Source organism: Sphingobacterium sp. UBA2480 (assembly GCF_002341965.1).
In the GTDB taxonomy this organism is placed as follows: domain Bacteria; phylum Bacteroidota; class Bacteroidia; order Sphingobacteriales; family Sphingobacteriaceae; genus Sphingobacterium; species Sphingobacterium multivorum.
In genome coordinates, this window is the sequence record NZ_DDPA01000007.1 from 107370 (window position 1) to 131630 (window position 24261).

At 44.8% G+C, this 24261-nt stretch carries 13 protein-coding genes; 12 read left to right on the forward strand and 1 reads right to left on the reverse strand.

The genetic code is table 11. The annotated features are described in order from the left end of the window. The first annotated feature begins 205 nt into the window (after positions 1-205). From B3600_RS13735 to B3600_RS13790, 12 genes are all read left to right on the forward strand, one after another. Positions 206-3397, forward strand: coding sequence for a SusC/RagA family TonB-linked outer membrane protein (locus tag B3600_RS13735; RefSeq protein ID WP_286753297.1), 3192 nt, complete (start codon positions 206-208; stop codon positions 3395-3397). Positions 3398-3410: 13 nt separating this feature from the next. Further along, a complete protein-coding gene (locus B3600_RS13740) occupies positions 3411-5309 on the forward strand; it encodes a RagB/SusD family nutrient uptake outer membrane protein (RefSeq protein WP_286753298.1) in 1899 nt (632 codons plus the stop codon). A gap of 25 nt (positions 5310-5334) precedes the next feature. Then, the gene (locus B3600_RS13745) at positions 5335-6522 is read left to right on the forward strand and encodes a DUF5000 domain-containing lipoprotein (RefSeq protein ID WP_286753299.1); all 1188 of its coding nucleotides are present in this window, start codon (positions 5335-5337) and stop codon (positions 6520-6522) included. 21 nt (positions 6523-6543) lie between these two features. Continuing rightward, positions 6544-7722, forward strand: coding sequence for a DUF4998 domain-containing protein (locus B3600_RS13750; RefSeq protein WP_286753300.1), 1179 nt, complete (start codon positions 6544-6546; stop codon positions 7720-7722). A gap of 11 nt (positions 7723-7733) precedes the next feature. Continuing rightward, positions 7734-9755 carry an alpha-galactosidase gene (locus B3600_RS13755; RefSeq protein ID WP_286753301.1) on the forward strand — a complete coding sequence of 674 codons (2022 nt, stop codon included), beginning with the start codon at positions 7734-7736 and terminating at the stop codon, positions 9753-9755. A 13-nt stretch (positions 9756-9768) separates the two neighbouring features. Continuing rightward, entirely contained in the window at positions 9769-10809 is a 1041-nt protein-coding gene (locus tag B3600_RS13760) for a GntR family transcriptional regulator (protein WP_286753302.1), read from the forward strand. A 15-nt stretch (positions 10810-10824) separates the two neighbouring features. Beyond that, positions 10825-12420, forward strand: a complete 1596-nt coding sequence (locus B3600_RS13765) for a solute:sodium symporter family transporter (protein WP_286753303.1) — start codon at positions 10825-10827, stop codon at positions 12418-12420. A 34-nt stretch (positions 12421-12454) separates the two neighbouring features. Further along, a complete protein-coding gene (locus B3600_RS13770; RefSeq protein WP_286753304.1) occupies positions 12455-14683 on the forward strand; it encodes a glycoside hydrolase family 95 protein in 2229 nt (742 codons plus the stop codon). Positions 14684-14695: 12 nt separating this feature from the next. Then, on the forward strand, positions 14696-16894 hold the full coding sequence (locus B3600_RS13775) for an alpha-galactosidase (RefSeq protein ID WP_286753305.1): 2199 nt from the start codon (positions 14696-14698) through the stop codon (positions 16892-16894). 98 nt (positions 16895-16992) lie between these two features. Continuing rightward, complete coding sequence (locus B3600_RS13780; protein WP_286753306.1) at positions 16993-18975, forward strand: sialate O-acetylesterase; 1983 nt, start codon at positions 16993-16995, stop codon at positions 18973-18975. 177 nt (positions 18976-19152) lie between these two features. After that, complete coding sequence (locus B3600_RS13785; protein WP_286753307.1) at positions 19153-22323, forward strand: SusC/RagA family TonB-linked outer membrane protein; 3171 nt, start codon at positions 19153-19155, stop codon at positions 22321-22323. 5 nt (positions 22324-22328) lie between these two features. After that, entirely contained in the window at positions 22329-23846 is a 1518-nt protein-coding gene (locus B3600_RS13790; protein WP_286753308.1) for a RagB/SusD family nutrient uptake outer membrane protein, read from the forward strand. Positions 23847-23946: 100 nt separating this feature from the next. On the opposite strand, the gene B3600_RS13795 is transcribed toward B3600_RS13790, so the two are convergent. After that, positions 23947-24210, reverse strand: a complete 264-nt coding sequence (locus B3600_RS13795; RefSeq protein WP_046675016.1) for a hypothetical protein — start codon at positions 24208-24210, stop codon at positions 23947-23949. Between the last annotated feature and the right edge of the window lie 51 nt (positions 24211-24261).

Here is a 24261-nt window from a genome sequence, read left to right on the forward strand (position 1 = left end):
GTATATCCCGCTTTATTTTTCCCCTATTTCCGCGAAGTGAACAGTAGCCTACAGGACAGCTAAAACACACCATAAGAACCTACTATTTGAAAAAATATTTGTGGATGTCGGAAATTGTTTCTACTATTGTACAGTAGTATAGAATAGTATAGATTACTAACCACTGTACTACAAACAAATAACCAATCTATAAGAAGACCAATTTATGATCTACCACATGTATTACCAAATCTGTAAATGGCAGCGATGTAGTCTTGTCTTCCTTTTTCTTCTGTTAGCGGGCTTCGCAAATGGGCAGTCCAAATCATTTGAATTAAGAGGAGTTGTATTGGATAGCGTCGGACATTTACCTATTTCCAATGTTACAGTCGCTTTTGTGGGAAAAAGTGCTGCTGTATCAACGGATGCTCAGGGACAGTTCCTGATCAAAGATGTACACCTCAACGATCAGCTTGTCCTGACTTCGGTCGGATTCGACCGCAAGACTGTTCAGGTCACCAGCACCAATCGTATGACCATCTTTCTGTCCTCATCAAGCTCGAACCTGGATGAGGTGACCGTTGTCGCATACGGCACGCAAAAGAAAACGAGTATGGTCGCTTCGATCACCTCGATCAATCCAAAAGAAATTAAAGGCCCTACCTCCAATCTGACCACCATGCTGGCAGGTCGGGTAGCGGGTTTAATTGCGTATCAGCGCAGTGGTGAACCCGGCAACGACAATGCCTCGTTCTTTATTCGCGGTGTCGGGACCTTCGGCGCCGGAAAGAAAGACCCCCTGATTCTTATCGATGGGATGGAATCGAATACAACAGCTTTGGCGCGGCTTCAGCCCGATGATATTGCTGGTTTTTCGGTGCTGAAAGATGCGGCGGCCTCTGCATTGTATGGTGCCAGAGGTGCAAATGGTGTGGTGCTAGTCAATACCAAAAGTGGCATTGTCGGAAAAGCAAAATTTAATGCACGTTTTGAAAACTCGATTTCTACCAATACCCGAAACTTCCAATTTGCCGATAACATAACTTACATGAACCTGGCCAATGAAGCGGTATTGACACGTAACCCGAGAGGAACATTACCGTATGACCAAAATAAAATCGATCATACCGCAAGGGGAGATGATCCGTTACTTTATCCAAACAATAACTGGATCGATCAATTGATTAAAGATTATACCAACAATCAGCGTTTCAATTTTAACGTCACCGGGGGCGGTAATCTCGCACAATATTATGTTGCGGGTACTTTTAACAATGACAGGGGGATTTTGAAATCGGAAAGCGGTAATAATTTTGATAATAATATTAACCTCAAAAATTATTCGATACGATCCAATATTACCTTAAATATTACGCCGACAACCATTGGAATTATCCGTACTTCCGCACAGTTTGACGATTATAAAGGGCCGATCGGTGGGTATGACGATTGGGGCAATTTGATCAATGGAGGACAACGGGTATTCAAAGAAGCGATCTGGTCCAATCCCGTGATGTTTCCCGCAGTTTATCCAGCTTCTTATGCGCCTTTCACAACACATCCACTTTTCGGAAATAACTTTATACCGACGACAAAGACCTTGTACAATAACCCCTATGCCAAGATGGTCAACGGATTTCAGGAATACAATAGTTCGACAGTCAATGTGCAACTGGAGCTGAAACAGAACTTTGACTTTATCACAAAAGGCCTCTCAGCACGTCTAATGGCTTATACGCAACGGTACTCGTATTTTTCGGTGCGCAGAAGCTTTGAACCCTTTTACTATAATCTATTGAAAATACCCGGAACAAACAATACCGTATTGAGCTTACTGAATGAAAACCAGGGAACGGAATACCTCGACTACAGTCAAGGGGATCGGATACAGAATACAACGACCTATGGCGAGTTCGCAGTCAATTATAACCGGACCATTGGAAAGGATCACGACATCACGGGTATGCTCATCGGTATCATGCGCAATTACCAGACAGCAAATGGAGGTAATTTACAGGCCTCCCTGCCGGCACGTAACATCGGTGTTTCTGGACGGGCAACGTATGCGTATAAAAATAAATACCTTTTTGAAGCGAACTTTGGTTACAACGGTTCCGAGCGCTTTTCCAAAGATAAACGATTTGGCTTTTTCCCCTCTTTTGGGGTAGGCTGGAACCTCCAGGAAGAGCCGATGTTTGAGTTTATCACACCGGTGGTATCTCGTCTTAAATTGCGCGCAACCTATGGTTTGGTGGGTAACGATCAGATCGGTAATGAGCGTGATCGGTTTTTCTATTTATCGCAGGTCAATCCCAACGATCCTGGGAAAGGTTTTTCCTGGGGAAACCTTTGGGATTATACCCGGCCAGGTTATTCCATATCACGTTATGCCAACCCCAATATTACCTGGGAACGCGCCAAAACATTTGATGCTGGTTTTGACCTGAACCTTAAAAATGGATTGGGAGTTGTCTTTGATTATTATAACTCCAAGCGAAGTGATATCTTAATGGTACGCTCAACGATTCCGACGACTTCAGGTTTTCAGGCTGATATTCAATCCAATATGGGCAAAGCGGAGAGTAAGGGATTTGACCTGGCCTTGGATTATAACAAATCATTTGCAAACACCTGGTGGACGCAGTTGCGCGGCAACATGACTTATGCGACCAATCGTTTATTGACTAATGAGGAACCAAATTATCCAGCTAATTTATCTTACCTAACGCATTTGGGCTATCCGCTTAAACAGCAATATGGATTGATCGCCGAACGCTTATTTGTGGATGATATTGAAGCCGATAACTCGCCATTGCAAAATTTTGGTGGCGCATTGAAAACAATGGGCGGCGATATCAAATACCGCGACATTAATGGCGATGGCAAAATAACTGATCTGGACAAAGTGCCTATCGGTTTTCCTACCGATCCAGAAATTATCTACGGTATGGGATTCACGGTCGGTTTCAAAGGGTTTGATGTGAGTGCTTTCTTACAGGGCTCTGCGCGCTCTTCTTTCTTTATCAATCCCGGAAATATCACGCCTTTCGCCATCAATGGTCCTTATCAAAATGGTCTATTAAAACAGGTGGCCGATAGTCACTGGTCGGAAGATAATCAGGATATCCGTGCGTTCTGGCCTCGGCTGACCGATGGATTCAATAACAACAATAATCAATTTTCGACCTGGTGGATGCGCAATGGTGCATTCCTGCGCCTAAAATCCGTGGAGCTGGGTTATACGGTGCCAAAGAAAATTCTCGATCGCTGGAAGATGTCCAATATCCGCATTTATACCAATGCACTGAACCTCGCGGTATGGAGCAAGTTTAAAATGTGGGATCCCGAAATGGGCGGTGATGGCCTGGGGTATCCAGTTCAGGCGGTGTACAATATCGGTATCAATGTGGGATTATAAAAAACAATGTATCATGAAAAAATTAACTGTATATAAAGCGATGGTGGTGTCAGGTCTATTGTTTTTTCAATCCTGCAGCTATCTGGATGTTGTACCCGACAATGCCCCGACAATAGACAATGCCTTTACCATGCGCAGTGAAGCCATCAAATATTTGGCAACCTGCTACTCTTATTTGCCCAATGATGGCGAACCGACTATAAATCCCGCTTTTATGGCAGGCGATGAGTTTTGGTTGGATTACCCAACGCGGAGTATCAATGGGACCAACTGGAATATTGCACGTGGTAATCAAAATGTAACCAATCCTTATGTCAATTATTGGGATGGATATATGTACAATGCCATTCGGGACTGCAATATTTTTTTGGAGAATATTCAAAATCCCGAAAAGGTACGCGATATGACGCAAGATGAACGTGACACCTGGGAGGGTGAAGTCCTGTTCTTAAAAGCGTATTACCATTTTATGCTGATGCGGCATTATGGTCCTATCCCCATTATGGATGTCAATGTGCCTGTCACAGCACCAATTGAGGAGACGCAGGTCAAACGTAAGTCCGTTGACGAAGTTGTGGATTATATTGTGAAAGTACTTGATGCTGCGGCAGCTAAATTGCCTAGTGTCGTGCAGTCGCCTGTAACTGATCTGGGGCATATTACCAAACCGATTGCCTTAGGTATCAAGGCAAAAGTCCTGTTGTATGCAGCGAGTCCGTTATTTAATGGCAATGCAGACTATGCGACCTTTAAAAATGTGGACGGCACCTTATTTTTTAATCCGAGCTTTCAGGCAGAGAAGTGGCGTAAAGCAGCGCAGGCCGCAAAGGAAGCGATTGCCGCCTGTGAGGAGCTGGGAATGACATTGTACGAATTTCCAACACCTGTACGTCCGCTGTCCAATACCACCATGATTCAGATGAGCATCCGTAACGCTGTGACGGAAAAATGGAACCGCGAGATCATTTGGGGAAATCCAACATCAAGGACCTGGCAGTTGCAGTATTCGTCCATGGCCCACATCGACCCAAATAATGCCGGCAACAACAGCGTCAACGGTACCTTGGCCCCGACAATCAAAATCATTGAACAGTTTTATACGAAAAACGGGGTGCCGATGGATGAAGACAAAACCCTGGATTTTAGCAATAAAAATCAATTGCGTGCCGGAACGCATGACGAACGCTTCAACAACATCGAAAACTACCGAACAGCGCGTTTGCATTTTGACCGTGAAAATCGTTTCTACGCCAATGTGGGCTTTGATGGTGGGGTTTGGTATATGGAAAATAGCCCAAGTCAGACAGACGAAAATACCTGGACGACGCAGCTTCGTTTAGGCTTATTTGGCAGTGGGGTTTCTGTGCCGATCACAACTTATTATCCAAAAAAGCTGGTCAACTGGAAATTTGCCTTTAAAGACGGAAACAGCTCACATATCGAAGAGTATCCTTGGCCTATGCTGCGGCTTGCCGACCTGTATCTGATGTATGCCGAGGCCTTAAACGAAAGTGAGGGCCCTGTAGCCGATGTATTCCTTTATCTTGATAAAATTCGCAAGCGCGCCGGTCTGGAAGGGGTGAAAGAATCCTGGGCAAAGTATGCATTCAATAGCGCTAAACCGACGACAAAAGAAGGGCTCCGTGCAATCATACAACGTGAACGTAATATTGAGATGAGCTTCGAAGGTTCCCGTTTTTGGGATCTGCGGCGCTGGAAACTTGCTGCGCAGGAGCTCAACAAAAATATCACAGGCTGGGACCGTAATCAGGATAAGGATCATCCGGAACTTTTTTATCAGGAACAGACCTTCTATCAACAACGATTCGTGGCACCGAGAGACTATTTTTGGCCGATTAAAGAAGCTGATCTGTTGGTCAATCCAAATTTGGTACAAAATCCAGGTTGGTAATTAGCGTATTAAATTGAAGAAAATCATGAAAAAACGAATATATCGCAATAGTATCTATGTCATGGCCGGTTTGCTTTTTCTGCTGCTCGGCTGTAAAGAGGAAAAAGGCTGGACCTTAATGGAGGACGACCAGACCAAACCTGGAACAGTACAGCATCCGTCGGTGGTCAACGGCTATGGACAGGCAACGATACATTACAGCCTTCCGGAAAATGAGAATATACTCTATGTCAAAGCCGAATACGTGATGGCGAGTGGTGCCACCCGTGTCGTCAAATCGTCTACCTATACCAATGAAATCTTAATCGATGGGTTTCCGGATACCAAACCGCAAACCGTTAAACTGTATGCAGTGAGTAAAGCTGAGGTGGTGTCGGATCCCGTAGATGTCATTGTTGAACCGAAGACGCCGATCTTTAACCTGGTGTTTGGGGAGATGAAGGTAACGGCTGCCTTTGGCGGTATCCGCATTACCTCAACCAATAAGGAAAAAGGAAATGTGGTGATCGTACCGATGGTAGACTCACTCAACAATGGGGAGTACTTACCCCTGGACAATTATTATGGACAGGATTCCATTATTCTTTATAATGTCCGTGGATTGAAATCCAAAGAAATGAAGTTCGCATTTTATGTCCGTGATCGTTGGTTAAATAAGTCCGATACGCTCTACACTTCGATTACGCCATTGGAGGAAAATCTGTTTAACCGGCAATTGTTTACGCCATTACGTTTGCCGGGGGATGCGCAAATCCTCTATGGCTCCATGGACAATCTATGGGATGGCAATCTCAATACGAGCAAATGGCCAAGCTTTTATACGGTAGAGAATGCCGGGATACCACAATCGGTGACTTTCTCGATCGGGAGAGAAGCAAAACTAAGTCGTGTTGTAATCTTTCCGAGAAGGGAAAACGGATTCTACGATAAGGGCAATTTACGTGATTTTGAGATTTGGGGAAGCAATACGCCGAATCTGGATGGCTCTTGGGAGTCATGGACCAAATTGGCTACCTGTACAGTCCGTAAGCCATCGGGAACACCGTCGGGAACAAATACCAATGCCGACGAAGTGTATGGTACCGCTGGCTGGTCATTTGATCTACCGGAAGATGCTCCGAAATACAAGTACCTGCGCATTCGCAATCTGCGCAATTGGCGGGGAAGTTATTTTATGCAGATTAACCAGATTCAGGTTTGGGGCGTTTATTAATCAATTTAAAAAGCAAAAGTTATGAAAAGATATATCGTATTGCTGTCCTTATTTATCGTGGCGCTGTTGGCAGCTTGTTCCAAAATGGATGAGTTTACCGAGCACACGGATGGGAAAGCAATTATCTACCCGGCAAAGTTGGATTCGATTAGAGTTCGTTCGGGAAAATACCGTATCCAGGTAGAAGGGGTCTATAGGGCTTCCTCGGGTGTTTCTGAGCTACGTATCTATTGGAACAGTAAGCAAGATTCGATGAAAATACCGGTCAAACTGACGGGTAAGGTCGATACCGTGCGTTATTTAATCGACAAACTGCCTGAAGGACCCATAAATTTAGAAATTCGTAGTGTGGATGCCGCAGGACGCTTTTCTGTTCCGACCTATGTGGTGGGGAATGTGTATGGCGATCGTTATCGCGAAGGACTTTACCAACGTGTGGTACTCGAACAGAATTTTATTGCTGGACAGCAACTGCAATTGGGTTTACAAAATGTATCAGAAACCATGGGCTTTGATGGACTGCGTATAGCGTATAGAAATTGGGATGGTGGCACCACAGATACCGTCGTGCGCGCTAAAAATCAGGATGAAAAGATAGGTCTTCAACGCTATCTTCCGGGTGCCGAAGTTTCCTATCGTACCGTGTTCAGACCAGATAGTTCGGCGATTGATACCTTTATGGTCAAATCGACCAAATTGGCTATAAAAAAGGATAATATTACGCCTTGGTACCTGCAGAATTACAAAACACCATTTACAGCGACGGTCTATGACGGTAACCGCTGGGGAGTTTTGGACAATTGGATCACCAATGCCGCCATGAAAAACCACAACGGTTACGGTGGTTTTGGATCGGATGATGGCGGTGTAGTCAACATTGAAGCCGGCTGGGGAGCTCCGGCTATCGTAAATGGAAAAATAGAGCAAAAAGTAACCTTATTGCCCGGTAAATATCGTTTTTTTTGTAACTTATCCTGGACAAATTATGATCAACCGCCAGCAAAACTGGTTGTTAGCAAAGCAAACAGCGGCATTCCAGATCTTGAGCGGATTCAACAGGCAATGGCCCATGCTGATGTTAAATCAGATGGTGTTTATTTTGAAATCAAAGAAAAGGTGACGGTCAATATAGGGATGCTGGTCAATTTTCAACCCGACCATTACATGAAGATTAACGCGTTTCAAATCAATTTACAATAATATCAAGCAGAATGAAGACAGTTATTTTCGCACTAAGTTTTATGCTATGTACTTTCATGGTATCCGCGCAGCCTTTTCAGGTCAGGAAAAACGGGATAACATTAACGTACGATAAAGCGCATGGAACGTATTCCTTAAGTAAAGATCAAGTCGCCTATATACAACAAGCAAGTGCCTATTTGGCACTTGCTAATGGACAAAAAATTAGTACGGATAAATTGACAGGGCCCCGCAGCGTGACCGAAAAGCCCATTCAGGACAATTTGGGCAAAGGTATGCAGTATACCATTTCGGTTAAGACCCAGCAGGGCATCACATTGCTGCAGCATTTTTATTTCTACGACGGGATAGATGGTGTTATCCTGGAACTGGAAGTTAAAGGTAAAAACCTGGCCAGCAATGAACTTGTGCCTATTTGGTCAAACACTTCGGTCGCCGGTCTGGGGAAATCCTTATATCAGCTGGCGGTTCCTTTTGATAACGATACCTTTATTTCCTATGAGAACAATGCCCTTGCAAGAGATAGTAAGCATAGTGCCGAGGTCGGCGTTGTGTACGATAAGGACAGCGGCAAAGGTCTTTTGATTGGTTCATTGGATCAATCTGTTTGGAAATCGGGCATTGCTATCCAAGGGGCACAAGGACAATACAGTCACCTCGCTGTAAGGGCAGGCTTTACGGATGTGAATATCACACGTGATTCCATGGCGCATGGCGCCGTCAAAGGCGATGCGATCCGTTCCCCAAAATACCTGGTATCCTGTGACAAGGATTGGCGTACTGGACTGGAAAACTATGCCAAGATCCATCGGAAACTGTCGCCGGCCTATGTGAAATCTTGGCAAGGAGCAACACCGGTTGGTTGGAACAGCTGGGGTGTAATCCAGGAAAAACTGAATTTTAAGAATGCTACGGGCACCGCAGACTATTTTGCCAAGGACATTCCTTATTTCCGCAACGCTGATGGTGAAGCCTTTATTGATTTGGATTCCTTTTGGGACAATATGACGCCGGGAGGGATGTCTGGAGATTATACACAATTGAAACAATTTGTACGTTATTGTGACTCCCTGGGACTTAAACCAGGTGTTTATTGGGCACCTTTCACGGATTGGGGGCATGGAAGTGGCCCCGACCGCAAAGCTGAGGGGAGCCAGTTTACCTTCGGACAGCTCTGGACCAAAACCCAAAAAGGCTACCACAATTTAGATGGCGGTCGGGCTCTTGATCCGACGCATCCCGGTACGTTGGCTCGTATGGATGTAATCTTAGGGAAATTGGTCGACTGTGGTTTCCGTATGATCAAAGTTGATTTCCTTTCTCATGCAGCAATCGAATCCACAGGTTTTTACGATCAGAAAATTCAGACGGGTATGCAGGCTTATGCTGTGGGGATGAAACATCTCGTCGACGTGCTGCAGGGGAAAATGTTGATCTACGCAGCAATTTCTCCTTCCTTGGCGACAGCTCAATTTGCACACATGCGCAGGATAGCCTGCGACGCCTGGAAGACGATCGACCAAACACAGTATACTTTAAATAGTGTGAGCTACGGTTGGTGGCAAACTTATCTTTATGATTTTATCGATGCCGACCACCTTGTCTTTCATGATGAAAGCCCAGAAGTGAATAAGGCAAGATTGCTTTCAGGTGTGGTAACGGGTACCATTATCCTTGGCGACGACCTCTCCAAGAAAGAAAACTGGCAGTCTAAGATGAATCACTATCTGCAGGATCCCGAAATTTTAAAAATTATAGCCGATGGTAAAAGTTTCCGTCCTGCAGGATTTGTCGAAGGAAAAGCGGCAAATACGTATTATTACAAAAAGATAGGAACAACGCTGTATGTGGCGGTATTTAATTACCATACAGCCCCAGCAATGATAAATATAGATTTTAAACAGATTGGCCTGATGCCAAATACAACATATAAGGCCGTGGAGCTATTTGAAAAAACAGCGCAGGAATTTACTGCTGAAAATCCCATTGTCTTTGAGCAAGCAGGAGCAAAATTACTTAAGATTGCTCTTTAGTTAATAATAACATATGAAGATAACCAAAGAAGAACAGTTTAAAGCGTTGATCGATCGGATCAAACGATTGGAAGCTTTAAACGGGCTTTCGAAACATGAATGTATTGTGCAGGGCGTATTGGATGCCATTGACGCCAGTGAATTGGAGGTACATTCCAGTTTACCATCCGTCAATAACCTGATTCAATACCTCGGCTACGCTCGGGAAACTTTCGCCAAAGCTTACCGCGACCTGATCGCCCATGGCGTGGTGGAATCCAAAAATAGAAAAGGATATTTTGTCGTCAGCAATAACACCCAGTTGAAACAGAAAGTTGCCGTGTTGCTATATGCTTACGATACTTTTCAGGATACCTTGGTGTCTGAATTACGGGCCAATCTTCCGGAAGAAGTGACGGTCGATCTTTTTTTCCATCACAACAATATGGAAACCTTTGAGGATATCTTTAACCGAATACAAGGTCGCTATACGGTGTATATTGTTGCGCCGATTGAAAATGCCGATTCTGAACGTCTGTTGCGCAATATTCCGGTATCAAAACTATTGATTATCGATCGGCTGATGGATCTGGGCGCGGAATATTCTTATGTTTCTCAGGAATTTGAAGAAGCGACTTACGCCGTGTTTCAAGAGCTCCATCCAAAGATCAAAAAGTATAAGGAAGTGATCTTCTATTTTAGGGAGAATACAGCCGAACCCAATGAAATCAAAAATGCTTTCTTACGCTTTCTGAAAGACTATAAGCTAAAAGGACGTATCGAAAAGCAATACCATGTGGGCGATCTAAAAAAGGGGAAACTGTATTTTACCATTCATAATCCGGAGCTCTATCAGATGTTAAAAGAGGTGCTTCAAAAGGGCTGGATTTTGGGTGAGGATCTAGGGATTTTATCCCATAATGATGATGTCATTAAGGAGATTATCAGCGGTGGTATCACGACCTTTTCGACGAGTTTTGCACGGATTGGTTCCGAAGCCGCTAAGTTTGTGCTCGAAAGAACAGTGATTCGGGAAGTGGTGCCGACAACATTGGCGGATCGAGGCTCGGTATAAAAAGGAAGTTTTACGATGATAATTTTTAGTTTTTGTCTTTTTACTGGCTTGGTTGCGTTATGGTCTTTATGGAAATTTAAGACCACCTATTCCACCACGCTTAATGGTTTCTTTCTGGCCGGAAAGAGCAATAGCTTTTGGATGGTAGGTTCGGCCTTGCTGTTGACAAACTTGAGCGCCAACCAGTTTATCGGTGAAAACGAATCGGTTTATATCAATAATCTTTCAGTCATCGGCTGGGGCGTTAGTTCGGTTGTGGCCATGCTTTTGGTGTCGGAATTTCTGCTGCCAATTTATTTTAAGCATGGCTTTCGGACGGTTCCGGATTTCTTGGCACTGCGATTTGACAGCAAAACAAAAATGCTGGTTTCGATCCTCATCTTAATTGGTTATATCGTCAATTTGCTGCCTCCTGTATTGTACGGTGGAGCCTTGAGCCTGGCGACCATGTTTGATGTTCCGGGGCTCTTACATATTACGTACTGGCAGAGCATCTGGCTGCTGGTATGGGCCTTAGGCGTGATCGGTAGTTTATACAGTATTTTGGGTGGTCTCAAGCTGATCTCCTTATCGGATTTAAGTTTGGGTTTATGTCTGTTTTTACTTGCGGTGCTCATTCCTGTCTTTGCGCTTTGGCACCTGGGGGCTGGGGATGTCTGGTCTGGCCTGGCGCAGCTACTGCATGAAAAAAAGGAACACCTTAATGCGGTTGGCGGAAAGCATGATGCGGTCCCATTTTCGACCTTATTTACCGGGATGCTGCTGATCAATTTCTATTACTGGGGGATGGAACCCTATATTGCACAACAGGCCCTAAGTGCTAAGAATTTAAAGGAGGCTCAAAAAGGGATGACCTTGGCTGCAGGTGGTAAGCTCCTTATGCCCTTGCTGATCAATCTGCCGGGACTTTTGGCTGTGCATCTGTTGCCGCATGTACAGCCTACGGCTTCTGTTTTTCCGAAACTTATTGTTTTAATTTTCCCCGATATCCTGATCGGTTTTTCCTTGGCCTTGGTCTTTGGTGCGGCGATGACAACGTACACCGCCGGGCTGCAAAGCTGCGGCAGTTTATTTATTTTTAATATTTACAAACCCTACCTGGCTTATAAAAAGAGACCATACAGTGAAAAGGAATTGGTGCGAAAAGGGAAATTGTTCGAGTTGATCATTTCAATTTCAGCAATGTTTATTGCCCCTTTTATCCTTTTTGCCCACGATGGATTTTATACCTATTTGCAGACCGTATCGGGTTTATTTAATATGCCCATTTTCACCATTATGATCTTGGGGATCTTATCCCGCCGTGTGACACCGCGCATGGCACAGATTGGGCTGTTTTTGTACATGTTCAGTTATTTTTTTCTGGTGTTTGTCTGGAAAACAGAATTGCATTATCTCCATCTATTCGCGGTGCTTTTTTTGCTGATTTCACTGCTTATCTGGGGAGGAAGTAAATTGAGCCAACCCGATTATCGGTCAACGTATCAATTTGAATTTTCCGGCCAGCATAAAGAAGCCTATTGGAAAGGCCGCTATGGCGTGGGGGCAATGCTGATTGTCCTGATGATTGTCATCTATCTTATTTTTTCACCCTTGGGCATTGCTCAATAAAATCGTATAAACTGCTATGTTGATGCACACAAAAATGAAATACGTTCTCTTAATACTTTTGACTATTTGTTTTGGCACTTCTTACGCCCAACGGTATTATCTCTGGGATGATCGACCTGCAAAAGATTGGATGACCGAAGCTTATCCGATCGGAAATGGACGAATAGGAGCCATGATCTTTGGCGGTGTCCAGCAAGAACATATTCAATTTAATGAAAATAGCCTTTGGACAGGTGATGAACAGGAAACAGGGGCCTACCAGGCTTTTGGTGATCTTTTTGTTCGCTTTGAACAAGGGGGCGATTCATCGTATTCTTCTTACAGCCGAAAGTTAAACTTAGATAAAGGGCTGCATGAAATAGCCTATCAGCAGGATGGACAGCAGATCAACCGGCGCTATTTTGCCAGTCAGCCCGACCAAGTTATGGTATTTGAGTATACAAACAGTAAAAAAGGTAAACTCAATGCCCAGATTGTACTTCAGGATGCACATGGGCAGGCGGTAGAGGTGGCGGATGGTAAGCTTGCGTTTCAGGGAATGCTCGACAATGGCATGCGCTATGCCGCGCAGGTACGTGTGCAAATCGTAGGTGGTTCACTTTCCAGAACAACAGATGAAAAAGGACGGGCTGTCCTTAGCGTAAAATCTGCCGATCGCCTTGTTCTGCTGCTGAGTGCCGCAACTGATTATGCCAATACTCGGGCCACCAAATGGAAGTCGGCCGAAGAACCGATGAAGGTCAATGAACGTAATCTGCAGCAAGCGGAAAAATATAGCGTAAATAAGCTGTTGGCACGGCACCTTGCAGACTATACAGCGCTGTTTAACCGAGTGGCGCTTGATCTCGACCATAGCCAGCTGGACAGTAAGCAAACAACAAAAGTGCTGTTGGAGGCCTATAAAAAACAGCCGATCCCAGCTCTTGAAGCACTGGTCTACCAATATGGACGTTATCTCCTGATCAGTTCTTCCCGAAAAGGCGGTTTGCCTGCAAACCTGCAGGGATTGTGGAACAACAGCAACAATCCACCATGGCGCTCTGATTACCATTCCAATATCAATGTGCAGATGAATTATTGGCCTGCAGAAGTGGCCAATCTGAGTGAGTCGGCCTGGCCTTACCTCGATTATATCAATAGCATGCGTGCCGTGAAAAAAATAAATACACAAAAGGAATTTCCGGGCGTCAGGGGCTGGACTGTAAAGACCGAAAATAATATTTTTGGTGGGGAGAGCTTTCTTTGGAATACGCCGGGAAGTGCCTGGTATGCGCAGGCACTGTGGGAACATTATGCTTTTAACAAAGACGAGAAATACCTACGCGAATTTGCGTATCCGATTTTAAAAGAAATAAGTGAGTTTTGGGATGATCGTCTGGTTCGAAGAGCAGACGGAACTGTGGTGGCGCCAAAGGGCTGGTCGCCGGAACATGGACCCACAGAGGATGCCGTGAGTTATGACCACCAAATTATTTACGATCTCTTTAGCAACTACATCCAGGCAAGCACAATTTTGAAGTTGGACGCCGATTACCGTAAACATATCACGGCACTTCGCGATGCGCTGCTCAAACCCAAAATCGGCAAATGGGGACAGCTGCAGGAGTGGGAAACGGATCGTGATGATCCGCAGGATAAGCATCGCCATGTGTCCCATCTCTTTGGTCTTTATCCCGGTAATCAATTCTCTGTTTTAAAAACACCGGAACTGGCCAAAGCTGCACGAGTTACCCTCACCGCGCGTGGCGATGAATCCACGGGTTGGTCTATGGCCTGGAAGGTGGCTTTTTGGGCCCGCTTGCAGGATGGGAATCATGCCTATAAAATCCTGACCAATTTCATTAACCTCGTTGGCGGCGATGGTATTGATTACAACAATGGCGGCGGCGTTTATGCCAATCTTTTATGTGCCCATCCACCCTTTCAGATCGATGGTAATCTGGGTTATGTGGCTGCTGTGAGTGAACTATTGCTGCAATCGCAAACGGATGTGCTGGAATTACTTCCTGCACTGCCTGATCGCTGGTCGGCAGGGACGGTCAAGGGGCTCAAAGCCCGGGGCAATATACACATTGAAAAGATGGAATGGAATAACGGCAGCATTACGCAGCTCAGCCTTTCTTCGCCGCAAGATCAAACGATTCAGGTATTGAGTCCTTCCCAATTGGCAGGTTTAAGCCCACAGCAGGAAATCAATGGTAAATACCTTTACAAGATTCAATTGAAAGCAAACAAAATAGTCAAGTTCGTAAACAAATCCTAAATCTATTTATATATGCCAACCCATCATTTTAAACATGTTGTACTCGGGCTTTTGATGACCCAGGGGCTTGTCCATTTGGAGGCACAGGCGCAGTCCAAACAGATTCCTATTGAAACCAGATCGAATGCCCTCGTGTTGGAGTACGATTCCACGAAAACACTGAAAATGCTCTATTACGGTGAAAAATTGAGTGATTCAAAAGAGTACTCGACCATTGCAAGCGGTTATAGGCAATTGACAGATTATAGTGGCCTCTCCAACGCAGCTTATACCCCTTCAGGTTCAAAAAACCTACTGGAACCCGCCATCAGTGTCGTTCATGCCGATGGTAACCGCTCCCTGGACCTACGCTATGAAAAGCATGAGGTGAAAAACGTTGATGCGAATGTCAAACAGCTTGATATTACCCTAAAAGATCCGATATACGATATTTATGTCGTTTTACACTACAAATCGTTTTTGAATGAGGACATCATTGAACAGTGGGCAACCATCCAAAATAAGGAAAAGAAAGTCGTCACGCTGGAAAAATTTGCTTCGGCCAACCTCACCCTGCGCTCCAACGCGTATTGGCTACGGCAGTACCATGGCGACTGGGCAAAAGAAATGCAGGTGGACGAGGCTCCGTTAACACATGGCATTAAAGTGCTGGACAGTAAGCTCGGAACACGGGCGAATTTATTCCAGCCACCTTCCTTTATGGTGTCACTGGGTAAGGCTGCATCCGAAGATGAAGGAACAGTATTGATGGCAAGCCTGGGGTATAGTGGAAATTTTAAGGTGGATTTTGAAGTGGATTACCTCAATAACCTACGTATCATCGCCGGAATAAATAACTATGCTTCCAATGTAAAATTAGCCAGCAACCAGGAGTTTACAACACCCAAGTTGATTTATACCTTATCGACAAAGGGAAAAGGAACCGCCTCCCGAAATCTGCACAATTGGGCCCGTAAATATCAGCTGCTGGATGGAAATGGCGAACGCCTGACTTTACTCAACAATTGGGAGGCGACCTACTTTGATTTTAATGAACAAAAATTAAAAGGTTTACTCCAGGATACCAAGAAACTAGGCGTAGATCTATTTTTATTGGATGACGGCTGGTTTGGAAATAAATATCCGCGTAACAGCGATCACTCCAGTCTGGGAGACTGGCAACCAAACCGGACAAAACTGCCCAATGGTATCGCGACACTCGTGGAAGAAGCAACCAAGCAGGGGGTTAAATTCGGTATCTGGGTAGAACCTGAAATGGTTAGCCCCAAATCCGAACTCTATGAACAACATCCGGATTGGGTTGTCAAACAGCCACAGCGGGAAGAACATTACTTCCGCAATCAGTTGATCCTGGATCTGACAAACCCCAAGGTGCAGGATTTTGTTTTTAATATACTGGATGATCTTTTTACCAAGAATCCATCTTTGGCATATATCAAATGGGACTGCAATGCGGTTATTTACAATGCGCATTCTGCATTTTTAAAGGATCAGGGGGCATTCTATATCTCGTATGTGGAAGGACTGTATAAAGTCCTTGAACGTATACGTTCGAAATATCCGAAAGTGCCGATGATGTTATGTTCAGGCGGGGGTGGTCGTGTGGACTATGCGGCACTTCGGTACTTTACCGAATTTTGGCCTTCGGACAATACAGACCCTTTGGAGCGTATTTTTATGCAGTACGAGTATTCGTACTTTTTCCCGGCAATCAGCACTTCAAACCATGTGACTGACTGGGGAAAACAGTCCCTCAAATTCCGCACGGATGTAGCCATGATGGGCAAACTGGGTTTTGATATTGTGGTGAGCCACCTGAAAGAACAGGATCTGTTATTCTGCCAGCAGGCGGTAAAGAATTACGACGCGCTTAAAGGAACAATATGGCACGGGGAGCAGTATCGTCTGGCCGATCCACGTGAAGGTGACTTTGCCGCCCTCAGCTACGTGAATAGCCAAAAAACAGAAGCTGTCGTCTTCAACTACCTGGTCAATAACCGCTATGGTATCGGAACAACCGATCCTGTCCGTCTAAAAGGACTGGATGCCCAAAAGCAATATCGGGTGGAGGAAATCAACTTGTATCCGGGAACCAAGTCGAGCTTAGGCCAGGGACAATCCTATTCGGGCGACTACCTGATGAAAGTTGGGGTAAACCCTGACCTGAGTAGCAACCGTCCCAGTGTTTTACTGAAAATATCGGCACTTTAAAAAAAATAAGAGTGGCATATCCGAAGCGCTGACTTCAACAGTCTGGACTTCGGATGCGCCAAATGTATAAACCCAATGGAGCAACAAACTCAAAAATCATGATAAAACCTAAACAGTATAAACGGACTTTGTTGGCCCTGCTACTCAGCGTTGCCAGTGGATTTTCTGCCCTACAGGCCAAAGTACAGCTGCCGGCTTTTATTGGCGACAATATGGTACTACAGCAGAAAGAAAAGGTCAAGATCTGGGGAACTAGTACCGCAGTTGGTAAGGAGCTTAGCGTAAATACCAGCTGGAACAACAAGAGCTATCAGGTTGAGGTCGATCAGCAAGGAGAGTGGCAAGTCTATCTGGAGACGCCAAAATACGGTGGACCCTACCAAATTACAATCAACGATGGTGATCAATTGATCCTAAAGAATATTCTGATCGGTGAAGTCTGGTTTTGTTCAGGACAGTCAAATATGGAAATGCCCCTCGCGGGCTGGGGTAAGATCAATAACTTTGAGCAGGAAATCAAAGCAGCCAACTTTCCCAATATTCGTATTTTGCAGATTCCAAAAGCTACGGCCAATCAACCTACCACAGCAGTGAAGGTGGAGTCCGGTGGATGGAATGCGGTGACACCAGAACGTATTCCGGAGTTTTCGGCTACGGCCTATTTTTTTGCACGGGAAATCTACGAGAAAACAGGCATTCCCATTGGGCTGATCCACTCTTCCTGGGGCGGAACAATCATTGAAGCCTGGATGAGCCGGGAGGCACTTTCACCTTTTTCAACCTATACGGCGGCCATTGAGAAAATTCAACGTCCGGATGCACAGGAAATCTATGCGAAAGAGCTGGCCGAATGGAATCGCGTCGCCGAACAGCAGGATCAGGTGAAGACAGCAACGCAGGGCGAGTGGTTTGCACCACAATTGGATAAAAGCAGCTGGTCTACGATTACAATTCCGAGCTTTTTTGACAATAACCTATTTCCGGGAATGGATGGTGTCGTTTATTTTGGCAAAGACGTTGAACTACCGGCACATTGGCAAGGTAAACCTCTTAAGTTGATTTTGGGATCAATTGATGACAACGACATCACCTATGTGAATGGTACAAAGGTGGGCGAGACTGTCGGCTACGATCAGATCCGGAAATATACTGTTCCTGCAACAGCCAACAATGGCAGCCTATTGCATATTGCTGTTCGCGTATTTGACGGAGCCGGCGATGGCGGAATATATGGCGGTACAGAGCAGCCGCGACTGGAAGGACCAAATGGCGAACAGCTATCTCTCGTGGGAGACTGGAAATGCAAAGTGGGTTATGATCTGGCGAAGCTGCCCACAAAACCTAACGCCATGGAAGGCCCTAATAGGCCTACTGTGCTCTACAACGCCATGGTGAAGCCTTTTGTGGATTTTAAGATAAAAGGCGCCATTTGGTACCAGGGAGAAAGTAACGCGGATTCAAAAGACGCTCCCTATCAGCAACTGCTGCCCGCACTGATTCAGGACTGGCGCAAGCAATGGAACAATGAAAAGATGCCTTTTTATTTTGTTCAACTGGCCAACTTTAAGGCGAAAAGTTTAACACCGCAGCCTTCTTCCTGGGCGAGATTACGGGAAGCGCAGCGCCAAACACTCAAATTGCCTTATACAGGTATGGCTGTTATAACGGATATCGGCGATGCTCAGGATATTCACCCCAAAAATAAGCAGGATGTCGGTAGAAGGCTTGGCTGGATCGCAACAGCGCAGCTATATGGCAAAAAAATCCCTTATTCGGGCCCTGTTCTCGCGCATTGGACGACAAAAGCTGCAGAAATGCAACTTAGCTTTAATCCCATGGGCAAAAAGCTTGTACTGAAAGGAGCGGATAAACGCAATGCTAGCTTTACTATTGCTGGTGCCGATCATGTCTTTTATCCTGCAGAAGTCAAACAGGTCGGAAATAAGTTGATCGTATCTGCCAAAGAAGTACCGTCACCCGTCGCAGTGCGTTACGGATGGGCCGATAACCCGGATTTGGTACTCTATAACGATGCTGGATTACCCGCTTCTCCGTTCCGTACCGATAGCTGGGATAAATAACCGATGTAAACCATCCCCTTATGAACCATAATTGGAGAGCCTATCGTATACGTAAGAAGTAATTAGAAAATATCGCGTCTAAACGAATTATGATTATGCAATTTTTTGCATGATAAGGGATCTCTTTTCCCCTAAAATATTAATCAAGAACTATTTTATACATAACTACAGTAAACAATGAACACAAAAAAGACAAGACAGTGGCCCGAAAAACGGGTGTCATTTGTTCCAGAAGTCAGTATTATGGCACTTTGTCTTTCGATTGCGGTACCAACTGCGGGGTCTGCAAAATCGTTATGGACAACAGCTGGCCGATTACCGGAGAACACACCGCATGCGGCATATAATAAATTAGGCATGTTCCAGCATGCTGTGAAAGGAAAGGTAAAGGATAGCGATGGAAAACCGATTGAAGGCGTTACAGTAAAGGTTAAAAATTCGGCTGTAGAAACAAAAACAAACGGGTTGGGCGACTATGAATTCAAGTCCGTCGATGTCGGAGCCGTCCTGCTGTTTTCATCCGTGGGTTTTGAAACAAGGGAGGTCGTTTTCAATGGCAACGGCCAACAATTGGATGTTGTGCTAAATAACTCATCTTCAAGTTTAGAGGAAGTCGTTGTCGTTGGTTATGGTACGCAAAAGAAAGTAAACCTAACAGGTGCCGTGGCTACAGTGAGCGGCAAAGATATGATCAAACGGCCCGTTGTCAATACAGCTTCCATGCTGCAGGGCGCAATACCGGGCGTACAAATCAACCAGGGCTCGGGAGAACCAGGCAATGAAGGTGTATCCATCCGCATTCGTGGTAAGGGAACTTTTAGTGGTGCCGGATCGGATCCTTTGGTGTTGATCGACGGTGTACAAGGCAAATTTTCGGATGTCAATCCCAATGATATCGAAAATGTCAGTGTACTTAAGGATGCGGCATCTGCAGCGATTTATGGATCCCGCGCGGCAAATGGTGTTATTTTGATCACCACAAAACAGGGGAAATCAGGGAAAACAACCGTTCAGTATGACGGTAATGTGGGTATCTATAAGCCTACGAAAATGTTTGATCTGATCACTAATTCGGCGCAGTATATGGAATTATACAATGAAGCGCGTAAGAATTCCAATCTCAACGATGGCCTATATCCCGCCGATGTGATCGCTGCCTATCGCAATAGCAACGATCCTGTAAAATATCCAAATACGGACTGGTTGGGGCTTATTTTCCAAACTAAACCGACCTACACGCATAATCTTGGTATCCAAGGGGGAAACGAGAAGACAACCTTTAATGTTGGTTTGGGCTACGTCAATCAGGATGGAATGATCAAAGGTTTTAACTACGACCGTTATTCCGCCCGGCTCAATCTGACGACCAAAATCTCGGACGGGATTAAATTCGGAACAAATATCTTGCTCAAAACAGGACATACTGAATCTATTCCGGGTGGATCCAAAGACTTGTTCCTGTCGGCCATGTCGCAGGCACCAACCTATGGCCCATTTTTGCCGGATGGTAGCGGGCGATATACGTACAAAGCTTACGACTGGGAGTACAACAATAAAAATCCTATGGCCGTATTGGATCGGAAATTCACCTACAATACCGATGATTATGCGGCTAATTTGCAGGCCTGGATGGAAGTACAACTGTTTAAAGGTCTTTCCTGGTACACCAAAGGTGCCTATAACTTCAATATGGACAAGTACAAGGATTATAAATCGACCTTGGATGAATATTACTACCACACGGGTACGCTGGGAACAACATTGGATCTTGGCAAGGGCCTTACAGATCAGGATCAGCAAACCATTTACACCAATTTATTTACTTACCTGAACTACGATCGTGCATTTGGGGCCCACCACCTCAAAGTGCAGGCCGGATATAGTATTGAAAAAAGTAAGTATACCTACCTCCAGGGCTTCAGACAGAATTTTGTCGACGATACCTTAACGGAATTAAATGCCGGTGGATCGGATATTCAACGGGCAAACGGAACAGCCAACCAATGGGCATTGATTTCTTATTTCGGCCGATTGAACTATGATTACCAAGGAAAATACCTCTTAGAAGCCAATATGCGTTACGATGGTAGTTCCAAGTTTTACGGTAAAAACCGTTGGGCAGCATTCCCTTCTTTCTCAGCCGGCTGGCGTGTATCTGAGGAATCGTTTGTCAAGGAATTTGCTTCGGGTTGGCTGGATAATTTGAAGATCCGTGGATCCTGGGGCCAACTTGGAAATCAGAATACCGGTAACTATCCGTATCAACCCGTATTGGGACTTACCGGAAATTACTCTTTTGACAATAGTACGCTAAATTCCGGTGTTGCTCAACAGGGATTAAACAACCCGATTATCAAATGGGAAACAACAACGATGACCGATGTGGGGTTGGACTTAAGTCTGTTTAAAAATTTAGATATCACCTTTGACTGGTACAAAAAGAGAACGACTGATATCCTTAGGCAGTCACAGATTACTGCAATCGTTGGTTTAGGAGCACCTTACGTCAATGATGGAATTGTCGAGAATAAAGGTCTTGAATTGGGAATTACTTATCGTAATCAGATTACTACGGGAGCATTGGAAGGGTTACGCTATCAGCTAGGTGCAAACCTCGATCGTTTCAAAAACAAGCTGGTGAAATTTGGCGAACCGGAAATCGGGGGCTATACAATCAAGAAAAACGGCTACGCGATGGACAGTTTTTATACCTACGAAGTCATAGGTATATTCCAATCGGAACAAGAAGTCGCTAGTTCGCCTAAGCAGTTTAATGACAATACATTGCCAGGAGATCTCAAGTACCGGGATGTCAATGGGGATGGAAAAATAGATGCGAACGACAGAACAATTATTACGGGTGTAGATCCAAAGTTGAACTATAGTTTTAATCTAAGTGCAAGTTTTAAGGGCTTTGACTTTTCGGCCCTATTACAAGGGGTATATGGTGTCAAATCTTATGTTTCGGGCTGGGGTGTAACTCCTTTTGTACAGGGTAGCCCACCGACAAAAGATTGGTTAGACCGTTGGACACCTGAAAATCCTTCGACTACGATGCCCCGTATTTATTGGGGTTGGAGCGCTCCGGAGAAATTCAGTCGAGCTTCCAGCTATTTTATACAGGATGCTTCCTACTTCAGGTTGAAAAACCTTGTATTAGGATACACTTTACCTGATGGGCTATTGAAAAAATATAAAATTGACCGCCTACGGGTTTATTTTTCGGGTGATAACCTTGTGACTGCAACCAAATTTAAGGGCCTGGATCCTGAGCGCTATGGAAATGGTGACCTCGTGCAATATCCGCAAAACAAGATTTATTCATTTGGTGTACAAGTTAATTTTTAAGTGCTATGAAAAAGAAATTTATAACAGCGTTGCTATTATCCGGACTATTTTTGGGTTCCTGTAACAGTGCCTTGGACCTCAATCCTTTGGATCAGATTGCTTCGGACAACTATTTTAGCAAAAAATCGGATTTTGATAATGCCTTGGCCGGTGTTTACGCTTCGTTGCAGAGTGAGACGTTCTCTTATGGGATGCCTTTTCGGGACTGTCTGACCGACAATGGCTATAATCAGTTCAATTCAGGTAGCGTCAACGAAATCGTTGGCGGCAATTTAAATCCAACAACAGGTGGCTACGAAACCGGTATCTATAATGATGCATACGTAGCGATAGGCAGAGCAAATCGTTTGATCGAGAAATTACAAAGCTATGCAGGGGCAGACATAAACGATGCAGAGAAAAAGAAAATGGAAGCTGAAGCCCGCTTTATCCGTGCTTTCGTTTATTTCCAATTGTACAGTATCTATGGCGAAGTGCCGCTTGTGCTGACTCCCCTCAATCTGGAGAATCAGCGTCAGCCAAAGGAAAGTGCAGAGAATATACTAAAACAGATTCGAGCTGATCTGGATTTTGGGATCGCCAACTTAGCGGCTAAACCGTATTTCAATAATGGGGGGCATGCGACCGCAAGTTCAGCAAAAGCCTTGAAAGCACGGGTTTTATTGTTTGCGGCTTATGGTGACAAAGGGGTGCCCGATTTAGCAATCTTGAAAGAGGTAAAAGACTTATGCACCGATATCATGAAAGAGTATACCCTGAGTACGGCTTTTGAAAATGTCTTTCGCGATGCGACACAAAAGAATAATACCGAGATTATCTTTTCGGTCAATTTTCTGGCACCGAATAATACTGCCCCTTGGGACATGTACCTAGGCGATTGGATTGCTGCTTCGCCTTTACAAAACCTGGTGGATACCTATGAATGCAAAGATGGTTTGCCTTTTGGTGAATCACCGTTGACCGACCGAACCAACCCGTTCAAAGATAGGGATCCGCGCCTGAGCAAAACAATTTTTGTGGACCATCCTGATTTTGGCGGCGGTAAGATCCATACACCGTCCAATCCGCGGCCTACGGGGTATGGGGTGCTGAAATTTTTGGATCCGGCCAACTTACCTTTTGGCTTTTCAACATTGAGCCAACAGGATGCGGTTGTACTGCGGTTTGGCGAGGTGTTATTGATGTATGCCGAAGCACAAAATGAAATCGCCGGGCCAGATCAATCGGTTTATGATGCCATGAATACTTTGCGGAGTCGGGTTCAGATGCCTGGGTTCCCTGCCGGTTATACCAAGGAAAAAATGCGCGACCGTATCCGCCACGAAAGAAGAGTCGAACTTGCTTTTGAAGGACTACGGCATTACGACCTGATTCGTTGGCATATTGCGGGTGAAGTACTCAATGCTGTCAAAGACAGTAAAGTGCCCTATCATTTCGAAGATAAATTCTATCGCTGGCCATTACCACAAACAGAAATTGAGAAAAGCGCAGGGATACTGATTCAGAATCCAAACTATAAATAACAAGACTTTTTGCCTTCTTCTGATCGGCAATTTCCTAAACCAACCACAGCAGCGCGCACGAAATCTTTTCGATGCGCGCTATTTTTGGCGGTGATAACGATTACTGTAAAGGGATCAACACATTCTGTTCCAAGCGTACAGGGACATGCTTCACCGAGGTAAAACCGTCTTCCTTAGAAACTATGTTGGAAAGATCGAGTCCTCTTTTGGAGAACGTACTGATCAAAGCTGTTCTAAAGGTAGCTTTTGATGATCCCCAGCCTTGTCCTAAGATGGTGTCATTGTTAAGCTGTATGAGTTCATCCGTTGAATAATAACTGAATTTTTCCAGTAAGTGTTGGTAAAGATTTGTTGTAGTAGCCATACAATTTAAAAATTTAAAGGATTAAACCATAAACTGTATCCAGATCTTTGT